General features: G+C 47.6%; 20 protein-coding genes, 11 pseudogenes and 1 other annotated feature. Of the genes and pseudogenes, 12 read left to right on the top strand and 19 right to left on the bottom strand.

All coding sequences use genetic code 11. The features are described from left to right. Nucleotides 1-530: 530 nt before the first annotated feature. The 5 genes and pseudogenes from FOY93_RS23345 to FOY93_RS23325 form a co-directional block, all read left to right on the top strand. A pseudogene (locus tag FOY93_RS23345) lies at nt 531-769 on the top strand (transposase domain-containing protein); the annotation flags it as partial. Nucleotides 770-1,298: 529 nt separating this feature from the next. Then, entirely contained in the window at nt 1,299-2,030 is a 732-nt protein-coding gene (locus FOY93_RS23340; RefSeq protein WP_143345834.1) for an SDR family NAD(P)-dependent oxidoreductase, read from the top strand. A 348-nt stretch (nt 2,031-2,378) separates the two neighbouring features. After that, on the top strand, nt 2,379-3,017 hold the full coding sequence (locus FOY93_RS23335; RefSeq protein WP_143345833.1) for a glutathione S-transferase N-terminal domain-containing protein: 639 nt from the start codon (nt 2,379-2,381) through the stop codon (nt 3,015-3,017). Between the two features lie 54 nt (nt 3,018-3,071). Beyond that, nucleotides 3,072-3,640 (top strand): annotated as a pseudogene (locus tag FOY93_RS23330) (transposase family protein); the annotation flags it as partial. A 126-nt stretch (nt 3,641-3,766) separates the two neighbouring features. Then, entirely contained in the window at nt 3,767-4,339 is a 573-nt protein-coding gene (locus FOY93_RS23325; RefSeq protein ID WP_143345832.1) for an NAD(P)H-dependent oxidoreductase, read from the top strand. Between the two features lie 210 nt (nt 4,340-4,549). Here FOY93_RS23325 and tnpC read toward each other — a convergent pair whose 3' ends face one another. The 6 genes and pseudogenes from tnpC to FOY93_RS23295 form a co-directional block, all read right to left on the bottom strand. After that, on the bottom strand, nt 4,550-6,121 hold the full coding sequence (tnpC, locus tag FOY93_RS23320) for an IS66 family transposase (RefSeq protein ID WP_143345775.1): 1,572 nt from the start codon (nt 6,119-6,121) through the stop codon (nt 4,550-4,552). 19 nt (nt 6,122-6,140) lie between these two features. Next, on the bottom strand, nt 6,141-6,488 hold the full coding sequence (gene tnpB / locus FOY93_RS23315; protein ID WP_143345776.1) for an IS66 family insertion sequence element accessory protein TnpB: 348 nt from the start codon (nt 6,486-6,488) through the stop codon (nt 6,141-6,143). Next, nucleotides 6,485-7,108 (bottom strand): IS66-like element accessory protein TnpA, encoded by a 624-nt coding sequence (tnpA, locus tag FOY93_RS23310; protein WP_143345831.1) that lies wholly within the window; start codon nt 7,106-7,108, stop codon nt 6,485-6,487. The genes tnpB (FOY93_RS23315) and tnpA (FOY93_RS23310) overlap by 4 nt, the downstream gene beginning before the upstream one ends. Before the next feature lie 47 nt (nt 7,109-7,155). Then, nucleotides 7,156-8,501 (bottom strand): IS3 family transposase gene (locus FOY93_RS23880; protein ID WP_442876326.1). Its coding sequence is split into 2 segments (ribosomal slippage): nt 7,156-8,015 and nt 8,015-8,501, totalling 1,347 coding nucleotides; the frame shifts between segments, so codons are not numbered across the junction. Between the two features lie 115 nt (nt 8,502-8,616). Continuing rightward, nucleotides 8,617-8,724, bottom strand: a pseudogene (locus tag FOY93_RS23300) (IS6 family transposase); the annotation flags it as partial. A gap of 77 nt (nt 8,725-8,801) precedes the next feature. Beyond that, nucleotides 8,802-9,431: a helix-turn-helix domain-containing protein gene (locus FOY93_RS23295; RefSeq protein ID WP_143345774.1), complete on the bottom strand. Its 630-nt coding sequence runs from the start codon at nt 9,429-9,431 to the stop codon at nt 8,802-8,804. A gap of 289 nt (nt 9,432-9,720) precedes the next feature. Between FOY93_RS23295 and FOY93_RS23290 the strand changes: the two are divergent. After that, nucleotides 9,721-10,939, top strand: a pseudogene (locus tag FOY93_RS23290) (IS3 family transposase). After that, nucleotides 10,008-10,123: a sequence feature (AL1L pseudoknot), on the top strand. (Overlaps the previous pseudogene by 116 nt.) Nucleotides 10,940-11,033: 94 nt before the next feature. On the opposite strand, the pseudogene FOY93_RS23875 reads toward FOY93_RS23290, so the two are convergent. From FOY93_RS23875 to FOY93_RS24175, 4 genes and pseudogenes are all read right to left on the bottom strand, one after another. After that, nucleotides 11,034-11,228, bottom strand: a pseudogene (locus FOY93_RS23875) (transposase); the annotation flags it as partial. Between the two features lie 424 nt (nt 11,229-11,652). After that, a complete protein-coding gene (locus FOY93_RS23280; RefSeq protein ID WP_143345829.1) occupies nt 11,653-13,077 on the bottom strand; it encodes a lipopolysaccharide biosynthesis protein in 1,425 nt (474 codons plus the stop codon). An 11-nt stretch (nt 13,078-13,088) separates the two neighbouring features. After that, a complete protein-coding gene (locus FOY93_RS23275) occupies nt 13,089-13,919 on the bottom strand; it encodes a glycosyltransferase (protein ID WP_123061072.1) in 831 nt (276 codons plus the stop codon). 208 nt (nt 13,920-14,127) lie between these two features. Continuing rightward, nucleotides 14,128-14,224: pseudogene (locus FOY93_RS24175) on the bottom strand (IS6 family transposase); the annotation flags it as partial. 1,154 nt (nt 14,225-15,378) lie between these two features. Here FOY93_RS24175 and FOY93_RS23270 point away from each other — a divergent pair. The 4 genes and pseudogenes from FOY93_RS23270 to FOY93_RS23260 all read left to right on the top strand — a co-directional run bounded on the left by FOY93_RS23270 (nt 15,379) and on the right by FOY93_RS23260 (nt 19,471). Further along, complete coding sequence (locus FOY93_RS23270) at nt 15,379-16,365, top strand: tyrosine-type recombinase/integrase (RefSeq protein WP_143345828.1); 987 nt, start codon at nt 15,379-15,381, stop codon at nt 16,363-16,365. A 402-nt stretch (nt 16,366-16,767) separates the two neighbouring features. Beyond that, nucleotides 16,768-16,976, top strand: a pseudogene (locus tag FOY93_RS24170) (IS3 family transposase); the annotation flags it as partial. Between the two features lie 1,135 nt (nt 16,977-18,111). Next, nucleotides 18,112-18,943, top strand: a pseudogene (locus FOY93_RS23265) (IS630 family transposase); the annotation flags it as partial. A gap of 39 nt (nt 18,944-18,982) precedes the next feature. Beyond that, the gene (locus FOY93_RS23260; protein ID WP_143345827.1) at nt 18,983-19,471 is read left to right on the top strand and encodes a hypothetical protein; all 489 of its coding nucleotides are present in this window, start codon (nt 18,983-18,985) and stop codon (nt 19,469-19,471) included. A gap of 143 nt (nt 19,472-19,614) precedes the next feature. On the opposite strand, the pseudogene FOY93_RS23255 reads toward FOY93_RS23260, so the two are convergent. The 3 genes and pseudogenes from FOY93_RS23255 to tnpA (FOY93_RS23245) all read right to left on the bottom strand — a co-directional run. Beyond that, nucleotides 19,615-20,364, bottom strand: a pseudogene (locus tag FOY93_RS23255) (IS66 family transposase); the annotation flags it as partial. 42 nt (nt 20,365-20,406) lie between these two features. Then, entirely contained in the window at nt 20,407-20,787 is a 381-nt protein-coding gene (gene tnpB / locus FOY93_RS23250; RefSeq protein WP_143345826.1) for an IS66 family insertion sequence element accessory protein TnpB, read from the bottom strand. Beyond that, the gene (tnpA, locus tag FOY93_RS23245) at nt 20,774-21,106 is read right to left on the bottom strand and encodes an IS66 family insertion sequence element accessory protein TnpA (RefSeq protein WP_143345825.1); all 333 of its coding nucleotides are present in this window, start codon (nt 21,104-21,106) and stop codon (nt 20,774-20,776) included. Before tnpA (FOY93_RS23245) ends, tnpB (FOY93_RS23250) begins: the two co-directional genes overlap by 14 nt. Nucleotides 21,107-21,189: 83 nt before the next feature. On the opposite strand from tnpA (FOY93_RS23245), the pseudogene FOY93_RS23240 reads away from it, so the two are divergent. Beyond that, nucleotides 21,190-21,570: pseudogene (locus FOY93_RS23240) on the top strand (IS66 family transposase); the annotation flags it as partial. Nucleotides 21,571-21,772: 202 nt separating this feature from the next. Continuing rightward, complete coding sequence (locus FOY93_RS23235; protein ID WP_123061066.1) at nt 21,773-22,063, top strand: Ail/Lom family outer membrane beta-barrel protein; 291 nt, start codon at nt 21,773-21,775, stop codon at nt 22,061-22,063. 112 nt (nt 22,064-22,175) lie between these two features. Here the strand turns inward: FOY93_RS23235 and FOY93_RS23230 are convergent, their stop codons facing one another. The 6 genes and pseudogenes from FOY93_RS23230 to FOY93_RS23930 all read right to left on the bottom strand — a co-directional run bounded on the left by FOY93_RS23230 (nt 22,176) and on the right by FOY93_RS23930 (nt 26,184). Further along, the gene (locus FOY93_RS23230; protein ID WP_123061088.1) at nt 22,176-23,099 is read right to left on the bottom strand and encodes a Gfo/Idh/MocA family protein; all 924 of its coding nucleotides are present in this window, start codon (nt 23,097-23,099) and stop codon (nt 22,176-22,178) included. Nucleotides 23,100-23,101: 2 nt separating this feature from the next. Next, nucleotides 23,102-23,752, bottom strand: a complete 651-nt coding sequence (locus FOY93_RS23225; protein WP_143345824.1) for a YceH family protein — start codon at nt 23,750-23,752, stop codon at nt 23,102-23,104. 9 nt (nt 23,753-23,761) lie between these two features. Then, nucleotides 23,762-23,836 (bottom strand): annotated as a pseudogene (locus FOY93_RS23220) (30S ribosomal protein S5 alanine N-acetyltransferase); the annotation flags it as partial. A 54-nt stretch (nt 23,837-23,890) separates the two neighbouring features. Further along, nucleotides 23,891-24,313 (bottom strand): hypothetical protein, encoded by a 423-nt coding sequence (locus FOY93_RS23215; protein WP_143345823.1) that lies wholly within the window; start codon nt 24,311-24,313, stop codon nt 23,891-23,893. Between the two features lie 687 nt (nt 24,314-25,000). After that, nucleotides 25,001-26,020 (bottom strand): Ig-like domain-containing protein, encoded by a 1,020-nt coding sequence (locus FOY93_RS23210; protein WP_143345822.1) that lies wholly within the window; start codon nt 26,018-26,020, stop codon nt 25,001-25,003. After that, a complete protein-coding gene (locus FOY93_RS23930; RefSeq protein WP_172621954.1) occupies nt 26,017-26,184 on the bottom strand; it encodes an Ig-like domain-containing protein in 168 nt (55 codons plus the stop codon). Before FOY93_RS23930 ends, FOY93_RS23210 begins: the two co-directional genes overlap by 4 nt. Between the last annotated feature and the right edge of the window lie 50 nt (nt 26,185-26,234).

Raw genomic sequence — 26,234 nt, 5'->3', positions numbered from 1 at the left:
GATTCGAGCGGAGTTGTTAGGCTGATGCCAATCCCCGGGCTCTTCCTGCTTGGTACACTGGTACTGCAACAGGTGGCCTTCGCTCCTCTGACATTACTCAGTCTCTTCACTACTACACCCCCATCCGCCATCCATAACAACCGACTCAGCCCCTCACGGGGCGTCGTTGCCCGTCTGCCGGGCGGGCATCGTTATGGACTTCCCTTGTTGCACGATCGATCAATCGTTATGCGTGCTGTCACCACTACCCCGGTGGGTATGACCGGTGCATTTCTCACTCTCTTCCCGGTCATCGTCGGCCTTCCCCGTTATTATGGCGTGTCAGCACCCACGACGGCATTTCGAGGCCTGCTCAGTGTTCACTCACGTTACGGACCGCATAACCTGTTGACTTCCTTAAGAAGCCGTTTCAGGGAGAGCTTCAGCCCATTCGTTACCTCCTGGACCGCCCCCTGTACTTCCGGCCGGAGCGAGAGTTAGCCGGGTCGGACTTTCACCGACGGAAAGATCGTGCCTTGCAAGGCACACATAACAATGCCGCAGAACGCGCGCTACGAGCGGTCTGTCTTGGGAAAAGAACTACATCTTCTTCGGCAGTGACCACGGTGGCGAGCGTGGAGCACTGCTGTATGGTCTTATCGGGACATGCAGGCTCAATTGCATCGATCCGGAGGCTTACCTTCGCCATATCCTGAGCGTACTGCCGGAGTGGCCGTTGAACAAAGTTGCCGAACGCCTGCCATGGAACGTAGAGTTCACCAATAAATAATCGTCAATACGGTGCTCACTTAACACTTACGCATGATGGTTGTAGCAAGGGAGGCTCCCTAACGGGGGCCTCCCCGGGCTGACGCCCGATCTCGTTGTCCCGGAAGCTTCAGACCTCGCCGTTGCCAGCAACGCCTGTTCCGGTAGGCTACAGCTAATGGAATAGCTATTTTTATCAATGTAAAACAATATGTTAAACGGCTTCCTGTCGACAACCACCTCCGGCTCACCATGCTATGCTGCCTGATGGCTTTACGGAAGAAGCTTAGAGAGGCAGCAGCATCTCGTTTGCCGGGAATTACCGATACAGGGTACCAAGGATTTACCATTTTATATAATGTGTAATTTTAAATATTGCACTTTACTGATTTTATGGTAATTATATAATTTGAAAATTGCTTGAGTTGTTTTTTCTTTGCAAGAAGGGAAATATTGGAACTACGAGGTAGTTTTCAATTTATATTATTACATGTTTAAAAATTAAGTAACATCCGAATTAATTCCTGCCAAGATTAATGAGAAGGTCAAGTATGAAAGAATTTGATAATAAGGTTGCATTGGTTACTGGTTCTTCTCGCGGTATTGGTGCTGCTATAGCAATTGAATTAGCGAAGAAAGGTGCTAACATAGTATTAACGTATTCATCTTCAAAAGAGAAAGCCGAACTATTATTAAATAAAATAAAAGCAATGGGTTCTGATGTAATGCTTTTAAAAATGGATGCAAAGAACCCATCAAGCATGTCTAAGCTAATTGATTCGGTTAGCGAGAAATTTGGAGGGATTGATATACTGGTAAATAATGCAGGCGTGTTTAATGCTTTTGGTTTGATAGGTGATATTGATGAGTCTGAATTTGAATTTCAGTTATCGGTTAATGTTCGTTCGGTCTTCAGTCTTACTCAGGCGGCAGTGAAAAAGATGAAACCTGGTGGAAGGATTATAAACATTAGTAGTATGGTTGGTGAGAGAGCTGCATTTCCTGGTTGTAGTGCTTACATAATGACTAAGTTTGCAATTTCAGGATTAACTCGTGCCTGGGCACTAGATTTATCTTCAAAAGATATTACCGTAAACGCCGTTTTACCAGGGCCGATCGCAACAGACATGACTGCTGGTTTGCAAGGAGCAGATCAAACGCCAGCGTTGAAAAGATTAGGTACACCAGAAGAAATAGCAAATGTAGTTGTGTTTCTTGCCAGTAGTGCTTCAACATTTATGACTGGTGCTTTGGTTACTGTTGATGGTGGTGCTAATGCATAATAATAACCTATCCCAGAAGGGATTGTCAGAATGTCTTAACTAGTAATTTCTGAAGGAAAATATTGCAGGCAGAAAATGGTGGATTATCGATGAGTTTTGGGAAAATGACATCACTTATCCTTGATGGTTAGGAAAATGAATCATCGTTTTAAAAATATCCTGACCATGGATGTTATCGTCGGGAGCGTAATAGTTGCGGGAGGTTGTGGCACTTATGACGATAAAATGAGGTTTCCGGCGAGTTTTTAACCTGAAAGTAAGGGATTTACTGCCCTGGATATTGAGTGCATTACTGATTGCCGTTTTTGTTTGTAGCAGTCTGTTTTTAGTTGATTTTTGGAGGTTTTTATGAAGCTTTATTATATTGTAGGTTCTTGTTCTTTAGCTGTTCGTATTGTGATGAATGAACTAAACATTCAACATGAATCAATCAGGCTTCAGAAAAAGAAAGTTGGTAATGGGTATAAGGTTTACACTTCAGAAGGGATATTATATGAAGACACTATTAATAAGAAAAATGCGGTCCCTTTGTTGGTTCTCGATGATGGTAGAGAATTGACAGAGGTATCTGTAATATTACAGTATTTGGCGGATAAGTATAACGGAAAAATGATTTCCCCTGATAATGGAAGTTTTGAACGTTACCAGGTTCAGGAGTGGTTAAATTACATTGCATCTGAATTGCATAAAAACTTCACTTTAATATTTTATAAAAACGATTATCCAGAAGGCTCTGGTGATTTATTTATGGAGCAGGCAATAAAGAAAATTTCATTTTTGAATTCATGTTTAAACAATCGAGAGAGTTTGGTAGGTGATTTCTCTATTGCTGATGTTTATATGTTCGTGGTGTTATCCTGGTGTCAGTATATTGGAATTGATTTGAAAAAATACACGCATATTGTAAGTTATTACAACCGAATTCTTCAAAGGAAGTCTGTCATTGAATCATTAGAAGAGGAAGGTCTTAAATATCACTTAATCTGATATTGTATAATTTTAAAAACGTATACCGAATCATGCGTCAGAATGCACTTCTGACAGAATGATTTGCTTGCCTGTGGGCATCTGGACGGCATTGACTGGTCCTGATTGTCGATGGACGGCTGTATGATTAAATCGCCGCTGGCAGGGATAAAAAAACAGACCGTAATCCCACAGAAAGAGGGAAGCAAGGCGTAAAGCGCAGTCTGATGACAGATTCCAGCGGGCTTCCTCTGTCGCTGGCCGTCGCAGCTTCGAACACGTACGATATCAAACTGGTTGCAGATACGCCCGATGCATTTCAGACGGGTCGTGCGGGGCAAAAAATCAGGCTCTGCCTGGACAAAGGTTGCGAAGCAGGCTGGCTGGAAAAGTATCTACAGAGCCGTCGCCACGAGCCGCATATCCAGTCCTGTAAGGAAGAATCTTACGGAAGTAAAAACACGTACTTCAAAACCCATGGCTGTGTTGTCGTGAGGACTCATAGTTGGATGAATCGCTTTCGGCGGGTCCTGACCCGATGGGAAAAGAAGGCCCAAAATTACGAGGCCATGTTGCATTTTGTCTGTGGTCTTATCGTCTGTAATAAATCTCTGTTGAAATATGCTCTTAACTTACCTCCATAATGGAGGTGTTTAGTGAACCAGAAAACCAAAATTTCGTATTTACATGCTAATATAAACAAGACTGTTATGCAAGCTGCAATAAAATCAATTTAAACTCTTCATCATCAAACTAAAAGGAGATAAGTTATGGGGGGAAATTTAATTATCCTGGCGCACCCTGATATAAATAAATCAATCTACAACAAAAAAATCATTAGTGGCTTAAAACACATTGAGGGCACACAAATAAAAAATATTTATGAGTTATACCCTGACTTTAAAATAAATACCGCCATAGAACAAAGTGATTTGTTGCATGCGGAAAAAATTATATTCCAATTTCCAATGTACTGGTATGGAGCTCCGGCATTATTAAAGCAATGGGAGCAGTATGTTCTCACTCCTGATTTATGCTCGGGAGTTACAGGTGATAAATTAAAAGGGAAAGAACTTATGATATCTGTTACAGGTGGTGGATCTATGGAGGAATATGAAAGAAAAAAAATGGATTATGATGTCATGAAATTATGGGCTCCATTTTTTTATATTGCAAGGTATTGCCAGATGCAATTCCATGAACCTGTGTACACTAATGTCCCTTATATACCAACTGGCCATGAAAATTGTGACCTTAGTAAGGTCGATGATATCATAAAGCCGCATATAGAAAAAATCCTGAAATTCATAGAGCCCCCAAATAAAAGCAGAAACTTAAATTAAGTTCCAGCAGGAGTCGCCTAAGAAAACGGAAAATAAAGTACGAGAAACGTGTGCAGAGGCAGGAGTCCAGCGATATAGCGTAGGAATGGACATGCTGAGATTCTTGCCCACGTCCTTGGGCTGCAATCCACTGGCCAGTAGCTCTTTGGCTGCAGAAAACGTATCGAACTATCTTCGAGAGTAAGCGTCACATCCAGACCGTATTGACGCTTATGCAGATGTGAGATCGGTTTTCCACGGCAGCAGGTCGCGCAGCCGGTTTACCGGCCAGTCCTGGATATGTCCCAGGACATAGCGCAGCCACGCCTCCGGCTCCACACCATTCAGCCGGCAGGTGCCGATCAGCGAGTACAGGATCGCAGCACGTTCACCGCCCGCGTCTGAACCCGCGAACAGCCAGTTCTTCCTGCCCAGGGCTACGCCACGTAGTGCGTTCTCCGCGATGTTGTTGTCGATCTCCGCCCACCCGTTGCTGCAGTACAGGTTTAACGCGTCCCACTGCTTCAGCAGGTAGGCGAACGCCTTCGCCGTATCCGAGTGGCGCGACAGCACCTTCATCTGTTCCTGTATCCAGTCATACAACGACTGCATCCGCGGTATGGCTTTGGCTTTTCTGGTCGCCAGCCTTTCCTCTGCCGGACTGCCGCGTATCTCCGCCTCGATGGCGTACAGTTCGCCGATGCGCCTCAGTGCTTCGGTTGTGATATCTGTTGGGAGGCGGACGTGGACGTCGTGGATTTTTCGGCGGGCGTGTGCCATACACGCCGCTTCGGTGATGCGGCCGTCTTCGTACAGCGCGTTGTAGCCACCGTACGCGTCCGCCTGCAGGATACCGCTGTACCCGGCAAGATGTTGCTGTGGATGCACGCCTTTCCGGTCCGGCGAGTACGCGAACCATACCGCCGGTGGAAGTTGTGACCCCGCGTTACGGTCATCCCGGACGCAGACCCACAGCCGGGCCGTGCGGGTTTTGCCGCTGCCCGGCTCCTGCACCGGCACAGGGATATCGTCGGTATGCACCTTACCCGGCATCAGCACGTACTGGCGAAGCAGGTCGTACAGCGGCTCTATCAGTTCGCTGACCGCGCCGGACCAGCGCCCCAGCGTGGCACGACTCAGTTCAACACCCTGACGACGGTATATCTCTGACTGACGATAGTGAGGCACATGTTCGGCGAACTTCGCCGTGACGATGCGCGCCAGCAGGCCGGGCCCCGCATAGCTGCGCTCAATGGGTTTTGAAGGCATGGGTGTCTGAACGATGTGGTCGCAGCTGCAGCAGGCCAGCTTCGGCCGCTGCGTTTCGATAACCTTAAAGGCGCTGCTGATAAGCTCGAGCTGCTCCGATACGTCGCAGCCCAGCGCAGTGAGCTCGCCACCGCATTCCGGACAGGCGGTTTCTGCCGGCGACAGCGTGCGGGTTTCCCGGGGAAGCGATGCCGGCAGCGGTTTGCGAGAGGAAGACTGGCGCAGCGGCTGGGGCAGTACCGGGTCATGCTGCTCTCCCAGCACCTCCGCCATCTCCTCCTGCAGGGCGCTGATGCGCTCCTCTGCCTCGCGCACCTGGCGCTGCGTTTTCTCACGCAGCTTTTCGGAGCTTTTGCCGAACTGCATCCGCTGCAGCTTAGCGACCAGCGCCTTCAGCCGGTTAATTTCGCTGGCGTACGCCGCCACCCGCTGTGAGAGCAGGCGGTTATACTCCGCCATTTTGCGGATGGTGGTCTGCTGCTCCTGCAGCAGCGCCCTGAGCCGGGCGTTTTCATCAGGGTATGAGGTCTCCATAACCCAACTTTACAGCAGGTTACAGGCGTATTCCAGGGCGTTCCGTTCGCTGCGGATGCTTCCAGTTAATGCCTTCCAGCAGCATGGACAGCTGCGCCGGCGTCAGGTGGATTTTGCCGTCGCGGGTCACCGGCCAGACGAAGCGCCCCCGTTCCAGGCGTTTGGTGAACAGGCACAGGCCGTCCCGGTCCGCCCACAGCACCTTTATCATGTCGCCGCGACGCCCCCGGAAGATGAACAGATGCCCGCTGAAGGGGTCATCCCGTAACGTGTTCTGCACTCTGGAAGCAAGGCCATTGAAGCCGTTGCGCATGTCCGTCACGCCGGCGACCAGCCAGATGCGGGAGCCCGCAGGGAGTGATATCACCGGCATCCTCCCTGCATTTCCCGGATAAGCATCTGCAGCAGCTCTGGCGTCAGCTTTCCACTAATACGCAGCGTACCGGCGGGCAGAACCAGTTCGCAGCAGGGAGACTCTTCCGCAGAGGGTGTCAGCGGGCTGACCTGCCTTTCGGTAGCGGTCAGCGTCACGGGGAGCAGTGCTGGCGTGCTGGCCGGAGTCCCTGACAGCTCCTGCTGATAACGACGTCGCCAGTTGAACAGGAGATTGTCGTTAATGTTATTTTCACGGGCCAGCTGTGCCACGCTGACGCCGGGCTGCATCGACTGCGCCACCAGTGCGATTTTGAAGTCGCGGGGGAAGTTGGGACGTCGTGGTCGTTTGCGGGCGACAGGGATTTCGCAGAGCGCAGGGACTACGGGAAGAATGGACGATTTTCGGGAGTTCTGCCGGTAAAGGCGTTTATCCAGGTTTTTTGCGTTGATCCGTGGCGGCAAAGGCCAGGAGAGACCGGCTTTCCTGAAGCGAACAAAGAGATCGCAGGCCGTGGTTTTGGGGATGCCTAACCGGCGTCCGGCCTCAATGCGCGGCAGTTTTTCTTCAAAGTGGAGGCGAAGTACCTCAAGAAGCCATGTCCGGTGTTTCAAGCGATAGTGTCCATTTAAAATGATCTGCGCCCCAGATCTTGGACAACTTATGCAGCCTGACTCAATCGATATTGTACCGGACTAAGACCGCCAAGTTTTTCCTTTATCCTCAATTGGTTATAATAATCAATGTAATCGATAATGTCTCGCTTTAAGTCATCCACATTTTTATATTCATTGAGGTAATAACATTCTGATTTCAATGTTCCAAAAAAACTCTCTATCACTGCATTATCAAGGCAATTTCCCCGACGAGACATACTCTGGGCGATGCCACTATCTTTTAACCATCGTTGCCAGCGTGACATCTGATATTGCCAGCCTTGATCGCTGTGCAATATTGGGTGTTCGTCTTTCGGCAACTGTTTCAGCGCATCCGTGAGCATAGTCTGCACCATTGAAGGTAGAGGGCGGTTAGCGAGGTTATAAGCAATGATTTCGCCATTATAAAGATCCATGATGGGCGACAAATACAGCTTTTTGCCATTCACTTTAAACTCAGTGACATCTGTGACCCACTTCTCGTTGGGGCGTTCTGCGTCAAACTGGCGTTTCAGGAGATTATCGCAAATTCGTCCTTGTTCTCCTTTATATGAACGGTACTTTTTGACGCGAATCAGGCTGCTAATACCCAGTTCCTTCATGAGTTTTCTAACGGTTTTGCCATTAAGTAAAACCCCCTCGTTACGACATGCCAGCCTGATGCGTCTGTAACCATAGCGACCTTTGTGCTGGTGATAAATTTTCAGCACAAGCGCTCTGGCAGACTGGTATCGGTCCGGAGCCGCAAGACGTTTTACATGATAGTAAAATGTACTCCGGGGCAGCCCAGCAACGATTAACAATCGGGACAATGGCCATTCCTGCCTTAGTTCACTTACAATGCTCACTTTTTCCTGGGCGCTGAGCATGTTTTCTGCTGAACCAAGGCCTTCAGCTTTTTTAAGTAGGCATTCTCGACCCTGAGTTGTTCAAGTTCCTCTCGCTCAACATCGGTTAATGCTGGCTGTGGTGGGACTGGCGTGATGCTTTTATCTGGCACTGGGATGATCTTTTGATTTTTTCGGGTGAAAGCATCCTCGCCATGTTTTCTATATTTTTCAAGCCAGGTACATACAGTACCAAAGGCTGGTATCCCATGTTTTACCGCAGTTTCACGAACAGAGAAGCCATCATCCACAACTTCTTTTACTACCATAAGTTTGAAATCAGCAGAGTAGCGTCCCTTTTTACCCGTAAGCACACCGATCCCATGCTCCCGGTAGGCATAAGCCCATTTTCTTACCGTGCAAGGGCTTATGTCGTACATCCTGGCTACAGATTTCAGACTCAACTCATCTTCCAGATACTTCTCTGACACTTCCTTTTTGAATTCCAATGAAAATTTTGCCATGCGCCCTCAGTTTTTGATCTGGTGTCTAACTTTTGGGGCGCACTACAAAAATGATGGACACTATTTTCCCGGAACCTGAGCCTGCTGCACAGACGGTCTAATTGTGACGCTTACCTTCGAGATCACGCAGGCTCAAAGCATAAGCAAGGTACCAGCGAACGCACCGGGCGATGACATCGACAGAAAAATGGAGTCGTTTGAAGGCTTTTCGGATCAGAGACATGACTGGTTACTTGAGAAAATAAGGGGGATTTTGTCAGCCCCCCTTAATGCAACAGAAACCCCGGGATTGCCGGATCATCAGTAATTCGCCGGAAGTGACTTTTTATCCATCAGCCTTCCCCTGCGCATTGTAATATATCCGCCGGTGCTGAGCTCCTTCAGAATTTTGTTCAGTGAACTGCGTGAGACGGTCGTCCGGCTAAGAATGAACTCAAAGGCTGAAAACCTGCTGCGCTGCTCTTCATCCATTTCCCACAGCATTTCAAGGTGCTGTCTGACAATCCCGTAGACGTTTCGCGATGCGAATGCTTCATCGCGAATGTAGCATTTATTTACCACATCCACACAAAGTGTGAAGGCCTCCTGCCAGAGTGATTGCTCTTCGATAAGGCGCAGCGCGCGTTCCTGCCTTATTGCCATCAGCTCGGCCGGTCTGGTGGTTCTGAGATAATGAAAGATCGTATCCTTCTCCCGGAGGGTCAGTCCGGTGACGGCGGGGGCTTTGACGTAAGCCACGACGGTATCGTCTGACAGCCTGCGGACCTCTGCTTCACCCGCGCACAGACAGTACACGTACTGCGTCTCTTTCTGACGAAATGGTATGGTCTGCTTTTCGCCGGCGACAACCCTGTGAAAACAGTCAGCGCTCTCAATATTGTCAATGATACGTTCTGCAGCAAGCTGTGCGGATATACTGGTCATCATCATTCCGTGTAAAAATACCCATTAATTTAGTGTGGTAAAGGTGTTAACGGAGTTTAATATAGGCGAATTATGATATTATTTTGTATCAGTGATTGTGGAATATTGAAGCTGTGACTGGTATCAAAAAATTCAGCAAGCGTTTGACATTATTCCTGTGGTCCTGACCGGCCTGCCACCTCCGGACAGCTTTTTTCGCTTAAGTTGACGATCACCGCATCCGCCGGTATATCACTTAACTGAACCGCACCGGGTTTCCGGGAGACTAAACTCTCAGTGAAAAAGGAGATCCGACATGGCATCAAAATCAGCAAACCGTTACTCCCCGGAATTTCGTGAACGGGCAGTCAGAATGTTGCTGGACCAGCGTGATGAGTACCGTTCTGAACACGCGGCTATCCATTCTCTTGCCCCTAAAATAGGCTGCAGCACCGACACCCTGCGCACCTGGCTTCGTCAGCATGAGCGGGATGCAGGCGGAGGTGACGGTGGACTTTCCACCTCTGAGCGCGAACGTCTCAAGGAGCTGGAGCGGGAAGTCCGGGAACTGCGGCGCAGCAACGATATCCTGCGGCAGGCTTCCGCTTATTTTGCGAAGGCGGAGTTCGACCGTCTGTGGAAAAATAATACCGCTGCTGGATACCCTCAGCAGGAGCCACGGGGTCGGACCGGTATGCCATGAGCTGGATATCGCCCCGTCGACATATTACCGGCACCAGGAGCAGCGTCAGCATCCGGAGAAGCGTAGCCTGCGGCAGCAACGTGACGACCAGCTGAAAGTGGAGATACAGCGCGTGTACGACGAAAACTACAGCGTCTATGGTGTTCGCAAGGTCTGGCGTCAGTTGCAGCGGGAAGGCTTCAGCGTGGCCAGATGCACCATCGCGCGGCTGATGAAGGCTATGGGGCTGGCCGGTGTGCTCCGTGGTAAAAAAGTGCGCACGACAGTCGGTCGTAAAACGCAGGCCGCTCATGACAGGGTCAATCGCCAGTTCGTCGCTGCCCGTCCCAACCAGCTTTGGGTGGCAGATTTTACGTATGCCAGCACCTGGCAGGGCTTCGCGTACGTGGCGTTCATCATCGATGTGTTCGCCGGCGTCATCGTGGGCTGGCAGGTGTCATCCTCGATGGAGACGACATTCGTGCTGGATGCGCTGGAGCAGGCGCTGTGGGCCCGTCGTCCGTCAGGCACAATCCATCACAGCGATAAGGGATCGCAATATGTGTCGCTGGCGTACACGCAGCGGCTACAGGAGGCGGAACTGCTGGCCTCAACGGGCAGCACGGGGGACTCCTACGACAATGCAATGGCGGAGAGCATCAATGGCCTGTACAAAGCGGAGGTGATACACCGACAGAGCTGGAAAAACCGTACAGAGGTTGAGCTGGCGACGCTGACATGGGTGGAGTGGTACAACAATCGTCGGCTGCTTGGGCGACTCGGCCACATACCACCTGCTGAAGCAGAAAAAGCGTATTATGCTTCCATCGGAGAAAAGGCTCTGGCAGCCTGAGTTCCCGGACTAAACTCTCTCCCACAAAACCGGGGCGGTTCACAAGCGTCACGGGGATTAACAACGGGGGCCTGGGTTCATATTCAGATGGTAGTTTTACTTTCCCTTGTCGCCATTGCTGGCGCCATTTAAACAACAGGTTGGCATTAATGCCGTTGTCCAGCGTCAGCCTGGAGATTGAAACACCAGGCTCAAATGATGCCTCGATCAGACGTTGTTCAAACACTGGCGGATAATTAGTGCAGCCCTTAGGTCTGCCGGGTGTAGCTCGCTTCTGTAAATCTGACATTTTTGGCACCCACTATTTTTAGTGGTGGATATTTTGTCGAATACGTCAGATATCAGTCCAGACGGCACAGACTGATCGCTTACCATCATGCGGCTGGATTGCCAGGCTGGTAAGAAGGGTTAACACATGTGAACTGTTAATAAACGCCGTTATCGGCAACAGGGCAAAGATGCTGAAAGACCTGAACCAAAAGGGTACGAGATCTGGTTGCTCCACAGGGCCACCCGGAGCACATAGGCACAGAGATCTCCGGTGAATAGACGGAACCCACCCTGACCTTTTTTATGCCCTGCTACCCGGACCGGGCACCGCTGGGTCGGTAAAAAGGGCGTGGAGAGCGGTATCATCTGCGCACTGTGAGTTTTCTTTCGACTGAACATCCGCTCCTGATAAGAAACAGTTATTTTAGGTTACAATAAATAATCTATGATAAGTAATTAATGCGAATTTTTTGCAATAAAAAGGGTTCTGTTATGATTAACAAAATAATATATACTGTAAACCCAACCGACACCTTAGAAATAAAAAGACACAACAGCGATAGGTTAAATAAGCTTAAAACCCACCCGCTAGCTATTATAATAAAAAACATTGCGATAGAACACAGATACGGTTTGTATATACTAACCATTAATTCAATCATACCACCATTTAATATTTTAATAGCCATAATCATGTTTGGAATAAACATGATTATGTTTGCCAGCAAATATAACCGTGCTAATGTCTCTATATCATAGAACACCCCAACTACAAAAGAACCTACCTGGAGCGTTGCATTAAAGATTGAAATATAAAATAACAAATCGGTCCTTCCTCTTGACATGAAAACAGCGCCCGTAGAACTTACCATCGCTTGTAAAATACCAACAATTGATAACCAAGTTAATAATTTTGGTAAAATACTCCACTGGTTACCAAAAAAAATAATTACAAACTCATTGCTTACTGCTGATAAACCCAGCATCATTGCCGGAACTATTAATGAAATAGCCTTAATGGTTTTTAGATAGATCCTGAAAGAATCATTTGGTGATGATTGCAATCTACTTAAAATGGGATAGAGAGACCTAGTTAAGACAGATGTTATATTTTGCACTGGGAATAACATCAATCTATATGCTAATGAGTACTCACCTAATATCGATGTGGGGAAGAACTTCCCAATAATCAGTTGGTCACTATTTCTAGAGAAATAGTTAATGAAATTAAAAAAAACCAAATTTGAACTAAATCTGAATGTCGACTTAATGTTATCTGTATTAAATGTAAAAGAAGGCTTCCATCCCGATAAGATATAAAATGAGATTGAGGTAAAAATAGAAAAACTAATTGCTTGATATACCAAGCTATAAACACCATAACTATTAACCGCAAAATAAACACCAATTATAAGTGAAGATATTGATGAGAGAGATTCTATAAAAGCTATTTTTTTAAACATTGATCCTCTTTCAAGAAGTGCTAAGTGTACGGATGTGACACTATTAAATATAAAAGATAGTGTAATTAATTTTATGGTGTACTCAAGTTTTTCCTGCTCAAAGAAAATAGATATAAAATGAGCCGAAGCATAAAATAAAATAGCCAATGCAAACCCAACAACCACATTCATTATGAAGACAGAACTTTTGAATGTCTCATCTATTTCTTCTTTTTGAATTATGGCTGCTGAAGATCCCATATCTCTAAGAATATTAACAAAATTAACCACAACTAATGTGATTGACATTAACCCTATCTCCTGTGGTGTGAGATATCTTGCAAAGACAATCAAGCCAAGTAATTGACAAATAACCTTAACACATTGAGATATTGAAACCCATCGCACATTATTTAAAAAATTCATTTATCACCTTGTTAAAAATTAATATCTCTGAAATAAGAATGAACTTTTTGTATTGATAAATCATTGTTTGTCTTTTGCATGCCAAAATATGAAAGGATTTTTTGGTAGAGCATATTGCCTAATTTAAATATGATATTATTTCTCCTGAATTGGAATGTGTTTTGCACGCTGAGGGGATTATTCCTGTGCATTATCTCCTGTACATAATTTAGTGCATCCGGACAAGCCTCAACTTTTGCATTTGATAATTCTAATATTTTACTTATCCAGATGTCATCTGTCGTTGGGGCTAAGGATATATATCCCTTATTTGTTAAAAGAGATTCTTTTATCATCTTTTTAGTTAGAACACACCCGCCGACGCCAGTAATAATATAACCATGGTTTAAGATTTTCTTTTCTAGACAAATATCATATTGACTATAAGACTGCAGTGTTCCTATGATATTTCTCTTTGTTACTCTAATTCTCGAAGCGATTGCTATCCTTTCTTCATTAGAATAAAATGCATTCAGTAATGTATCTAACCATAACTCTCCATAAATAACATCATCATCAGCGTAAACAAGTACATCAGACGGGGCCGCCTCTATTAATGCGTTTATTATCTTCCTGTAAGGTCCTGTATTTTCAACAAACTTAACATCAATAATATTTGCTATTTTATTAAAGTTGTATACCCATTCAGGAATATCTTTTATTCCATCATCTGATAGATATGCCTCTTTAGATATCCATAATACAATTTTATCTGGCTTCTTTTTTTGATTGATCAATGACCATACCGTTGCACTACAAAGCCCAAGCCGTGAAGATGTTGTTGTTAGGTTTATAGAAATCATAATAAACTCTTTTCATAGTTAAGTGATGTGCTAAAGAGCAGCTTCATAAAAATGGATTTTGAATATATTACATCGATTTATATGGCACAATTGCAAACTTATAGATGAAATAGTATTTCACATTTAGGAGATGTTCGTAAATTTAAAAAGATCTGCATTTACGCAGAAGATAACCATAATAAGAAGGTGTGTCCTGATTTTACGCACTAATCCCTTTGATTGTTGCGCATGCTGTATTTATAAATTTGAATTCCCGCGTGGTATACCAATTTTAGCTTTCCATGATCGCACTCAATGACGTTATTAAATACTTATTCTATCTATTGGCTCACGATAGCTAATACAACATTTTTATAACCAGTTTATTACTCACTGGATAATACCAAACTGGAAAATTCCGTCCTTAGAGTGGGTTCATGTGATTCTCAAGCGGCACTAAGTCACTTGTCATCAGTATCCCGATAAGAGTAGTCGATATATTTAACTACATCCATAGAATGGCGTTCTTTAAGATAAAACCATACGCATAAAATTGCAACAAACATAATTGTTGCCAAAAATAGAATTAAAAACCACATTATCTTCACCCTTCTATGAAAAAATGTTAATGTTCGGCCATGCTTAATATTTCAAATAATATATCAGGCATCAAGTGTTTAATGCAAGTAAGCAGGAGCCATATAAGATTTGGCGGGTAGATGTAAAGTTCACAATTTTGAAATTGCAACCTTTTCAGCCTTAGAGTGAAGTGGTTGATTTTAAAGAAATATTTATCTCAAAAGTTACAATATAAGCCAGCATCTTCCTATATTGTTTTAATTTACCTATAGTTATGTTTATTTTTGCATCTTTGGGTGATTGGAAAATATTTTGATATTGTTGCAAAGAGCATCATCTCTGATGAACTTTGTGCTCTGAATAGCCACAGGTTTAACAGACACCTCAGAGTCATTTAAGATGGCTTTAAGAGAGGTGCCCATGAACGGTAAGCGTTATCCCGAAGAGTTTAAAATTGAAGCAGTCAAACAGGTTGTTATTCAGCCCATACCTGGCTGGATATACGGGCCGGAGGTCAAGATAAAAGGTCCCGATTAGCTCAGATAGCTCAGAGACGAGCCTGAGTATGACGATATCCGTTAAAGCGGTCCCGAAAAGAAAGGATTTGCCCCTGCTGCAAATCAAGAGGTCGGTGAACCCAGCGGTTCTTATTAGAAAACACGCAGAGCTATACCTTCAGCATAACGATTCAGTTACTTTATAAATGCTTCGTTGTTTCACTGCGTAATTTAAAACCACATCACATTTGACCCATTTCAGTTATGTAGTTTTTATATTACGATTCTATTTATTAAAATATACGTTTGAAAAAGTAGACTCTCTGCTGTACGCTTTGGTGTATAACTTTTCCCCGATTTTTCACGCAGCGCGCCGGAGGTTTTCCGGCCCGGACGGAGCCGAAATGACCCTGATGCCCGATGACGAACCGGATCTGAGTCTGTCCGCAGCGGTCATTCCACCTGGTGAGGCGTTTTTGCCGGCGCTGGCCGGTGAAAATGCTCCGGTCAGCCCGGCGCGGGCATACCTGCTTTCCCTTAATTCCCCCCGCAGCCGGCAGACCATGGCCTCGTTCCTGAACATCGTTGCCGGCATGCTCGGAACCCCGTCTCTCGAGTCCTGCTGCTGGGGCAGCCTGCGGCGCTATCACGTGATGGCCGTGACCGAACTGCTGCGCGACACCGGCCGGGCCACCGCCACCGTCAATACCTACCTTTCTGCACTGAAAGGGGTGGCAAAGGAAGCCTGGATGCTCCGACTGATGGACGTCGAGAGTTTCCAGCACATCCGGGCGGTGCGTAACCTGCGCGGTAGCCGTCTTCCGCGCGGCAGGGCCCTGCCACCGGAGGAGATCCGTTCTCTGTTTTCTGCCTGCGAGGCCGATGATTCCAGTATCGGTATCCGCGATGCGGCGATACTTGCCGTCATTCTCGGCTGCGGCCTGCGCCGTTCGGAGGTCGTGGGGCTGGATTTGAGTGACGTTGTCACAGATGAACGGGCACTCCGGGTACTGGGTAAGGGAAACAAGGAAAGGCTGGCCTACATGCCGGCCGGCACCTGGCAGCGGCTCAGAACGTGGATCGATGACGTCCGGGGGGAAAAAGACGGGCCGCTGTTCACCCGTATCCGCCGCTTTGACACCCTGACCAACGAACGGCTGACCGACCAGGCGGTGTACCATGTCCTGCAGGTCCGCCAGCATCAGGCAGGCATTGCTAAATGCGCCCCGCACGATTTGAGGAGAACCTTTGCCACGGCCATGCTGGATAACGGCGAAGACCTGATTACCGTTAAGGATGCCATGGGCCACGCCAGTGTCACCACCACTCAACAGTACGACCGCCGCGGTGAAGCGCGTCTTCGCAAGGCCAGAGATCGTTTAAAAATCTAACCGTCATCCATAAGGTATATAAATGCTTTTGTATCATTACAGTGACCAAAATGGTTTTATTGGAATTACTATTCCGCGCAGCTATTTAGCCAAATGACTTCTGTGTGTAAATTAAGTAAAAAAAACATATAAAAATACACCATTATAATAATAAGTTTCCATTATAATGAAAAGGTTGGATTACATCATTATTTGTTTCACATTTTTTTTTGCCCGTTCATACGGGCTTTTTCTATATGACGTTATATTATATCTCACATGAAATTGGCTTTCTCTAAAGCCTCGCATGTTAGACGCCTGAAGATGCAATTTGCTATGAGAGTAATTGGAAGCATAACGGGTTGCCATGATTTAATTCCTGCTGAAACTGAATTTTCTTTGAAGAGCAAGCAATTTAGTAACCTGGTAACACCTGAGGTGCTTAATCAGAGATAGCCCATTGATTTTATGTTCGATACGCTAATCCGTGGTATAAACTTCAAGACCTTCAATGTGTGGGTGGTTTTAACCGTGAAGAGCTGGCAATAGAAATCGATCTTAATATTCCTGCTCAGCGAGTTGTCTGGGTGCCAGACAGCATAGTGGTAAACCGGGGTTGCCTGCTGAAATTATTGACACTGGCACAATAGGAGGACTGAAGATGTTACCGACTATCCTGAAATGCTGCCCGTACTGCGGAAAACTGACGAACCCCTATGCGGGATATTGCTATCACTGTCATATATCGTCTCCTTTTGAAAGAGGAAGAAGGCGCGAGCGGAGAAGGAATATCTTGTGGGCTGCATTGGTGATGATTTTCGGTGTCATCATGATGCTCACGCTACTATAGCTGAATTTTCTGTATAATTTTTCTATTCCTTAATATGTTCATCAAAATAAGACTACTCACGGAACGGGAACAACTTTATCACTAAAAGTGATTTTGTTATTTTTGGGGAATATTTACATGCATGACACTAAACAAATATTTTTATGTATCTCTGTCATGTATTGCCCGTTTTATATGGAACTTGTAATTAAACACATCTTGTTATTAAGGAAAAATCATAAATTAACTTCCCCCCCCCATTAATATGGGCTTACCAACGTGTTATTGTTTTTACCACATCTATTAAAGAGAAAATCAAACCTACAAATAACAACAAATTCCCTGTATGCATTGTTGGTAGTTTTGTTTGGTCAACAAAAAAAATTGAATAACACCCCATCAAAACTGCAACAATCCAGATTATACGGCGTAATGGAAATTTCATAGGATACCCTTGAAATGTAATTGCCCAGTATATAGTCTGCTCACTTTTTTTATTTAGTTTGATTTCAGTGTGATATCATATTAACCTAATAACTCTTTAAATGGCTATTTTCCATTCCAATATCACATCCTGAAATATATAGTACAGATTATAACTTTAGTATTGGTTAAGTGATTTATATTAATTTTGAATTCATCCATGTCATTGCTAATGGATTTATAACGTATTGTATCTAACAATGGCAGCAATAAACAATGAATGATAGATTTTTTTATGTGTTTTATTGGCTATTATTTTCAAACCACTGTGCTTATAAAAATAAAAAAAGAGAACTGACCACACTGCTGCTGTCTTTCCCTCCGTATTTCGGAGATCAACTTATACAATCTAAAGGGAAAGTATCAAACACCACTTCTGAACAGATTCAAGGACAATGTAGGAGACATAATCATTTTCTGATGCCACTTCTTACAAATACACTATACTTGGAATTGAGCATATCTGCATCCTGTTACGTGAACAGATAAAGTATTCTCCCGGTGATTTTGGTTATCAGCGTTCGCGCTGGAGAACAGAACGTCTGGCGATAAAAAAATCAATGAGATAACAGGATCCCCGCTTCATGTGGGAACTCTTCATCGCTGGTTGCCCATCGCTGGGATAGTATGGCGCAGGGCGGCTCCGACGCTGTGTATGCATGATCCGCATAAAGATGAAAAGATGGCCGCCATCCATAAAGCGCTGGACGAATGCAGCACAGATCACCCGGTCTTTTATGAGGATGAAGTGGATATCCACCTCAATCCCCAAATCGGAGCGGACTGGCAGTTGCGCGGGCATCAGAAACGTGTGGTCACACCGGGGCAGAATGGAAAATATTATCTGACCGGGGCGTTGCACAGCGACACAGGAAAAGTCAGTTACGTGGGGAGAAGCAGCAAAAGTTCGGTACTGTTTATCAGCCTGCTGAAACACCTTAAAGCCACGTATCACCGGGCAAAACCATCACGCTTATCGTGGATAACTACATCATTCATAAAAGCCGTGAAACACAGCGCTGGCTGAAGGAAAACCCGAAGTTCAGAGTGATTTACCAGCCGGTTTACTCGCCGTGGGTGAACCATGTTGAGCGACTCTGGCAGGCCCTGCACGATACGATAACCCGGAACCATCAGTGCCGGACAATGTGGCAGTTGTTGAGAAAGGTTCACCATTTTATGGAAACCGTCAGCCCGCTCCCCGGAGGAAAACATGGGCAGGAAAAGTGGAGCGGTATTAGACGCAGCTATTTAGATCAGCGGCTTGTTAGCACCTTGCTTTTGTGATATTTTCCAAAAATTATCGAGGTAAAGGCAGGCAGCAGAATGAGATATATTTCATTGTTATGTTTTAGTGTTTCTATTGTTTTTTCCAGCACATCTTTGGCAAGCTCAAGTGATTCACCCCTTGGATGGTATTCTAAAAATCAGACTTTATATTATGGGAAGGAAAAATCCGATATCCGATATGGTGCATTTGCGTGCGATAAAAAATCACAAAAAATATATTTTTCTATCAATCAGGAAATGGAAGGATTAAAATCTAATAAAGAGAAAAGGATAGAAATTGTAGTTAATGAAAAAAGTTTCAGCCTTAAAGTAAAAGGTAAGTTTGATGCGGGTTGGGAAAATGCAGTTCCAGAAATATCATTCACAAAAACAGAATTCAACAATAAAGAAAGCTTTGTTAATTACATTGCAAATCACCAGGGGGTGATTACTCATTTTTTGGGCGGAGAAAACCCGCATATCCCTCTCAATCGTGACTTCCATGAAAGATACAGCAAGCTAACAAAGCAATGTTTCGGAAATTAAATAAAGAGGGAGACCATGTGTATATAGATTAATTACATGATCAATACATACGAATTCAGATAATAAGAATCAATCCCAGAAGGGATTGTCAGATGTCGTAACTAATAATTTCTGAAGGAGAAAATATGACGGGCGGCAAATGGCAGATCAGCGATGAACAATTCCGCCAGTGGTGTAAGTGCTGCCCCCGCACGCCCTACCATATCAGCCATCGTGCTGACGGGCAGATGGATATCTGAGCGGGCCAGCACCGACTGCTGGCGGTACAGGGGCATATGGTCGCAGTGCTTGCTGATCACCATCTGGGCGATGAGTGACGGCTCTGCCGCACCTTTCGGGATAATGTGTGCAGGCATATCACCGCTGACCACCCGCTGGCAGCAGGTACATCCATACTGCGGGCGAACGTACCGGTTAACCACGACGCGAGCCGGGATATACTCCAGTTTTTCGCTCACCTCATCGCGGATGTGACGCAGTGCGCCCTGGCAGTCAGGACAGCTTTCGGTTGAGGCCGGTTCGATAGTTTTTGTGACACGCGGGAGATGGGCCGGTAGCGGTTTTCGTGCCGGACGTTCCGGAGCTGATTTTTCTTCAGCAGGAAGCAGCGTGTCCAGTTGCGCTTCAACCGCAGCGATATCCGCATCCATATCCTCTTCGAACAGGGAGCGTTGCATACCGGCCAGTGTTTCGCCCTTTTTACCGAACCGTTGCTGGCGTGCCAGTTTCAGCGCTTCTTCCAGCAGAAGGATGTGTTGCTGAAGAGAGATATTCTGCTGGCGAAGCTTTTCTTCTTTTTCAGCGTTCTCAGACACGACATTTTGCACCATGGCAAGTGCCAGTGTGCGAAGTTGCTCGATGTCGTTGGTGGTGGAGAGAACAGAGATATCCATGCGGGTAATTATACCGCATCCGGCACAGATAGTCATTATTGTTCATAAGGTTATACTGGCTTTTGGTGCAGATTCAGTTGCATCCCGGAAGACCCATTTTGTGAGATCGTGACCTTTGACCTGCTGCCAGTCAACGCCGCTGACGAGCCAGCTGAACTCATCGGTAGTGAGGGACCAGGCAACATCACTCGCCCGGGACCAGCGGAAGTTCCCCTTGTGCAGACGGCGAACGCATAACCAGACGCCGTGTTTATCCCAGCGCAACACTTTGATACGCGAGCGGGATTTATTGGTGAAGACGAAGGCGGCTCCTTCGTGCCACGACGCGTTGAGCTCATTCTGGACATACTGCGTCAGCGTGTCGATCCCCCGCCGCATATCAACGGGTTTGACGGCGAGAAAGACATTTTCAGGCGTCAGCATATTTGAGAGCCCTGAAGACATCGGTGAGTTGCGAAGGATGGCAGCACATGCGTATCCCGCCGGGGAGAAAGAGGGTTACGGGCTCATTTACCACGGGTGAAAAAGGTTCAGCAGGCGGCGTAGCTTCCGTGATATTTACGGGCAGCACAGCGGGCTCGCTGGCGCGTCGCTCTGCCTTTGCGACATCCTGCGGCCATTCACGGAATGAAGTAAAGGGTATGTCGTTAAGTTCGCAATACTGCTGACGGGTAAGACCGCTGGCCCGCCAGCTGGCGACATGGTGTTTTTTCTTCTCAATGAACCATCGTTGTCTCATCAGTAAACATCCTTCGTCAGTTAAAGATGTTGCTGATATTACCCGCTGAAATAATTAAGAAAATATGAGTTCACCGGATGCTTACGTTGTGGCAATGGCTGGAGCAGCAGAAAGAAGCGTGCCCGGAGAGCTCCGCGCTGGGTAAAGCGATCGCGTATGCACTAAAACGTCGTGTGGTTCTCAGTCGCTTCCTGGAGGATGGCGCGTTACCCCTTGACAATAATCGCTGTGAGAGGGCCATCAGACCTGTGGTGATGGGACGCTCCAGCTGGCTCTTCGCCGGTTCGGTTGCAGCGGGTGAGCGTGCCACAAAAATCATGAGCCTGCTGGAAACAGCGAAGATGAACGGTCTTGATCCACATGCCTGGCTGACGAACGTTCTGCAACAGTTACCGGGCTGGCCGGAAGAAGACCTAGACGCCTTGCTGCCGCTGCCGGGGTTCGTCTTCGTGCGCGAAGGAGCCTGACAGAAAGCCCCCGATATCCGCACTAAGGACTTGCGCGCCTGAGTCCGTAAATAGCGGGAGCCCGCTTCCCACAAGGCTTCATCGCCATAGCATACCTGACTAAGTTCCAGCGCCACACGCGCGGAATACCTCACTCAGTACTTCACCACCTGACGAACGCTTCCCGGAGAAACCTGATGCCGGCCCCATCGGAGCTGTCAATATGAGTTCACCGGATGCTTACCAGTATCTCAGCTTCTATGGCCTGATTGGTGCTGCCGGCACGAAGGCTGACTCCCGTCTGGTGTGGCGCAACAGTGTGCGGGCTGACGAGCCGGGCGGTAATCAAACGTTTAATGGTTCTTCGGTTTCCACAAACTTTGCGTACGCCGCAGGGGTGAGCATTAACCAGGTAGAAAATCTGTCCCTGAATGTCGGTTACGAAGGCAGCCGACCGGAGTACTGGAATACAACCTATTCCATCAACAGCTTCAGCGTGGGCTACCGCTTCTGACGAGATTTCACACGCCCTTCCAGGGGCGTGTTTTTATTTCCTTCAGGACAATCAAGCGGCGCTTAGTCTACCCGGATTTCAACGAATTACTATCCGCAGATGTTACAGCGAGTTATTCGCTCATGGCATCGCGCCAGAGCCTTTCCACAATGCGCTGCGCCAGAATGGCCTGCTCGCCGGACGTTTCAGGAACCGTCTGATTTTGCACGCAGGTGATAAAGTGACGGGCGCATCCTGCGAAACCGCGCTGCTCGAGGGTGCTCTGCCAGCCTGGCGCCGGGAGCGTCACCACGCCGTTGCCCTTCTCTTCCCGCCATTCGCGCATGTCCGTTATGTCGTACAGCGCGCCCTCGGTCACCGCCTGCACGGATTCACGCTGGCTACCCGCCCGACGGTGCATGCTGGTGGTAATCTGAAGATGCTCAACGGCAAAGTGGTGCTCCGCGTAGACCATCTGCCCCTGGTCATTCGTTAACAGGGTACCGCTTTTCAGCAGCGCTTCGCCGTTGCTCAGCCACAGAGCCGTATCCACAACGTGCAGATAATCATCCAGAAGGGTGAAGTGCAGATCGTTCGGCCCAATGCTGTCGGTGCGGTGTTTATCCATCCGCAGCGAGGCGAGCGTGTCCGACTGCGCCTTCAGCTGCTGGTAAAGCGGCGCGAAGCGGCGGTTGAAGCCCACCATCAGCGTCAGTTTTTTGCGCGCGGCCAGCTCAATCAGCCGTTCGGCATCCTGAACATTTTCCGCCAGCGGCTTATCCACGCAGACGTGAACCCCCAGATTGAGCAGCTCGCTCACCACCTGATAGTGGGTTGCCGTTGAGGTATGCACAAAAACCGCATCACACTCGCGGGCCAGATCCTGCAGAGAGGCGGCATACGGAATGCGCCAGGTTTCGCAGATACGTTCTGCCTTTTCTCTGGTGGGTGACCATGCCCCTTGCAGGGTCCAGTCCGTGGCCGCACCTAAAACAGGCAGCCAGGCTTTTTGCGCGATGCCGCCGAGCCCCACCACGCCTACGCGTAATTTTTTCACCGTCATTCTCCCAGATGTGCCAGCAAGGCATCCAGACGCTGTTTCAGCCCGGCGACCTCGTCTTCCAGCGCCTCTACCCTAGCGACAAGAGTGTCAGTGCCTGCTGAGGATCCCGCGTCGCTCTCCACGGTAGCGACATCGACGTCGCCGCTGAACAGATGCATATAGCGGCTTTCACGTTTGCCCGGCTCGCGCGCCAGACGCACCACGTATGGGCCGTCTTCGCGAGAAGCCAGCCCTTCCAGGGTCTGCTCAACTTCCTGCATGTCGCTGAACTCATGCATACGGGAAGCGCACGTGAGCAGCTCTCCCGGCGTCTGCGCCCCGCGCAGCAACTGCGTGGTGATGACCGCCACTTCCGCGCTGCTCAGCTTCAGGTCGCCGAATTCGGAGTTACAGAAGCGCTGTTCGTATTTGGTCACGCGGTTGCCGAAGCCGCTGACGGTGCGCAGATAGTGGCGTTTTACCAGCGCATCCAGCACGTCCTGAACCTCATGCTCGCTGAGGTTCATCACCGGCTCGCGGTTGGTCTTCTGGTTGCCGGCCATGGTTACGGCGTTGACGGAGAGCGGATACTGCTCCGGCGTGGTGACCTGTTTTCCGAGTAAGCACCCAATCACGCGCGCTTCTGTACCGTTTAGCTGATACTTCATCTTTTCTCCTTAACGACCTGCGGTCCAGTCCCGGGTGGTTAACGCCGTCAGAACGTGGTCGTGCCACTCTCCGTCTATCAGCAGCAAAGAACTCTATAGTACAATTGAGTTAATCATATAGTACGATGTTACCGCTCTTTATATATAACAAAGCCTCTGTTTTATATAGGCGCTTTTACTGCTAACGGTTTTAGTCGTCACTTTTTCTGAAGCTATTTTTAATGCTCGGTTAAACGCAATTAATGTCAAAGGGCTCTGATTAAACTTTTTGTAATTTGAATGGCTCTGGAAAATATAGACATCATCAGGATATCGTTTAGCACGTATTTCAATCAACTTTTTAAGGCTTATATTCATATTTAAAAACTCCCCTTTAAATCTCCTGTGGGATTTCAGGAAAATCACATCTTCATGAACATCATTATATTTCAGCATCAGAATCCTTCCGACTGGCACTCTGGTAATAAACAACATCATCCAGAGATCAGCCCAACTGTCGGAGATTGAATAGAGATTGTTATAAATCCCAGTGAACTCAACGGGAGTTAAATGCTTTTCCAATCTGAAACCCTTAAAAAGCACCATGAGTGTATCTAAAAATAGCATCTCAGGGAAAAGTTAAAAACTCAAAATAACTCATAAAAAAATATTAAAACACATGTAAATCATTATAAAAATCAATTCACACAATAAAAAAACACTGAACCACAACAATATGCCGGGATATTTTTTGCTGTGAACTCAGACAACCAGAACCGCAGTTTGGAGATCGGAAATTTTTGTACGTTAAGCGCATTATTTAACCAATCGAGATTCGTAACAGATTGATTTTACATCAGCGGCTATCGCTTTTAAGTTGCCGCTCTTGCCGTATTGCATTTAGGTTATCCAATTAAGGTCAAATCCCTGAAAACGGCGTATAGCACAGGAATACACACTATTGGTACAGTAAGCCTGTTCAAAAACAGCCTTACCGTACAATAATTATCTATATCCAAACTGCCCCCGGAAACGATGGCCGGAAACGATGGCTTCTGGGACAGACTGCAGGGTAAGTGCGCCTTAAAAACGGCTTTCAGGTTAAAAACTCACCAAAAACCGCATTTTATCGTCATAAGTGCCACAACAACCCGCAACCATTACGCTCCTCACGAGAACATCCATGGTCAAGATATTTTTAAAACGATGATTCATTTTCCTAAGCATGAACGGAAAAATCTGGGATTCCGGCGTAGTCCCCCCTAAATACTAAAGATCCTTACGACACGCTGTGTGTCCCATTGCTCTAGTGGGGGAGGGTATACCAACGTAGCCCACGGTAATGTTGGCGGTGTTATTAAAGCCGCTGCTCGCCGGGTCCGACACCCAGTAGAAGTTATGGAAAAACTCACTAGTACCATAATACCTTATTGCCCCCCACTCGCTCCAGAGTCCGCCCAGTGTACCTCGGGTGCCATTGCCGATAAGTTGTTGCGCAGTTGGCATACTGTAGCCGGACCGCGCAGAGCAGTATGCAGCGACATCAGACCATAACATCTCTGTGTCTCCGCTACCTAAAAACCAACTTTTTATCGTGAAAGTATAGGTCAGAGCGGAACCTCCCAATTTCGGTGTCGCCGTAATGGTAACCGGGGAGGCGTTTCCATTAGAGATAAATTCCACCCGACCACTATCATCCACCGAAGCCCATGGGGCACTGCTGGCCCAGTCATATTCATTTGCAGACCGTATATTAATGGTAAATGAGGCATTATTAAAACCAGTTGTCGGGAAACCTGCCGTAGTAGCAAAGGTAAATCCACCTGCGGTGACACCTGTTATCTCTCCAGTCAGGGTGACACCGGCCGGGGCCACCCCGAAGGCCGCACCGCCCAGCGTGGCGCTCACCGCCGCAGCGCCCGCCGTCGTTCCGGTCAGGGTCGCCGTGTAGCTGCCGTCTCCGTTGTCCGTCACCGTGCTGAAGGTCACCCCCCCGAGGGTCGAGGCAAAGGCAACCGCCTGCCCGCTCACCGGGTTGTTCAGCGCATCGCGCAGCGTCAGGGTCAGCTTACTCGTCGCCACCCCGTCAGCCGCTATGGTCGCCGGCGCCGCGGCCAGCGATGAACGGGCCGCATCCGGCGCGCCCGCCGTCAGGGTGACACCGGCCGGGGCCACCCCGAAGGCCGCACCGCCCAGCGTGGCGCTCACCGCCGCAGCGCCCGCCGTCGTTCCGGTCAGGGTCGCCGTGTAGCTGCCGTCTCCGTTGTCCGTCACCGCGCTGAAGGTCACCCCCCCCCGAGGGTCGAGGCAAAGGCAACCGTCTGCCCGCTCACCGGGTTGTTCAGCGCGTCGCGCAGCGTCAGGGTCAGCGTGCTCGCAGCCACCCCGTCAGCCACTATGGTCGCCGACGCCGCGGCCAGCATGGTCAGGATATTTTTAAAACATCTTTCCAAAATCCTAACCATGAACCCCGAAATCTTACGCAAACACAGTTCGAGAAAAT

The sequence above is a fragment of the Enterobacter sp. 18A13 genome (assembly GCF_007035975.1).
GTDB classification, from domain to species: Bacteria; Pseudomonadota; Gammaproteobacteria; order Enterobacterales; family Enterobacteriaceae; genus Enterobacter; species Enterobacter vonholyi.
This window is presented reverse-complemented; position numbering and strand designations above follow the sequence as displayed.

Coding starts and splice junctions, on each gene's coding strand:
- FOY93_RS23340 (WP_143345834.1), top strand. CDS start 1,299: ATGAAAGAATTTGATAATAAGGTTGCATTGGTTACTGGTTCTTCTCGC.
- FOY93_RS23335 (WP_143345833.1), top strand. CDS start 2,379: ATGAAGCTTTATTATATTGTAGGTTCTTGTTCTTTAGCTGTTCGTATT.
- FOY93_RS23325 (WP_143345832.1), top strand. CDS start 3,767: ATGGGGGGAAATTTAATTATCCTGGCGCACCCTGATATAAATAAATCA.
- tnpC (WP_143345775.1), bottom strand. CDS start 6,121: ATGGAGACCTCATACCCTGATGAAAACGCCCGGCTCAGGGCGCTGCTG.
- FOY93_RS23295 (WP_143345774.1), bottom strand. CDS start 9,431: ATGATGATGACCAGTATATCCGCACAGCTTGCTGCAGAACGTATCATT.
- FOY93_RS23280 (WP_143345829.1), bottom strand. CDS start 13,077: ATGAATTTTTTAAATAATGTGCGATGGGTTTCAATATCTCAATGTGTT.
- FOY93_RS23275 (WP_123061072.1), bottom strand. CDS start 13,919: ATGATTTCTATAAACCTAACAACAACATCTTCACGGCTTGGGCTTTGT.
- FOY93_RS23270 (WP_143345828.1), top strand. CDS start 15,379: ATGACCCTGATGCCCGATGACGAACCGGATCTGAGTCTGTCCGCAGCG.
- FOY93_RS23260 (WP_143345827.1), top strand. CDS start 18,983: ATGAGATATATTTCATTGTTATGTTTTAGTGTTTCTATTGTTTTTTCC.
- tnpB (WP_143345826.1), bottom strand. CDS start 20,787: ATGCTGACGCCTGAAAATGTCTTTCTCGCCGTCAAACCCGTTGATATG.
- FOY93_RS23235 (WP_123061066.1), top strand. CDS start 21,773: ATGAGTTCACCGGATGCTTACCAGTATCTCAGCTTCTATGGCCTGATT.
- FOY93_RS23225 (WP_143345824.1), bottom strand. CDS start 23,752: ATGAAGTATCAGCTAAACGGTACAGAAGCGCGCGTGATTGGGTGCTTA.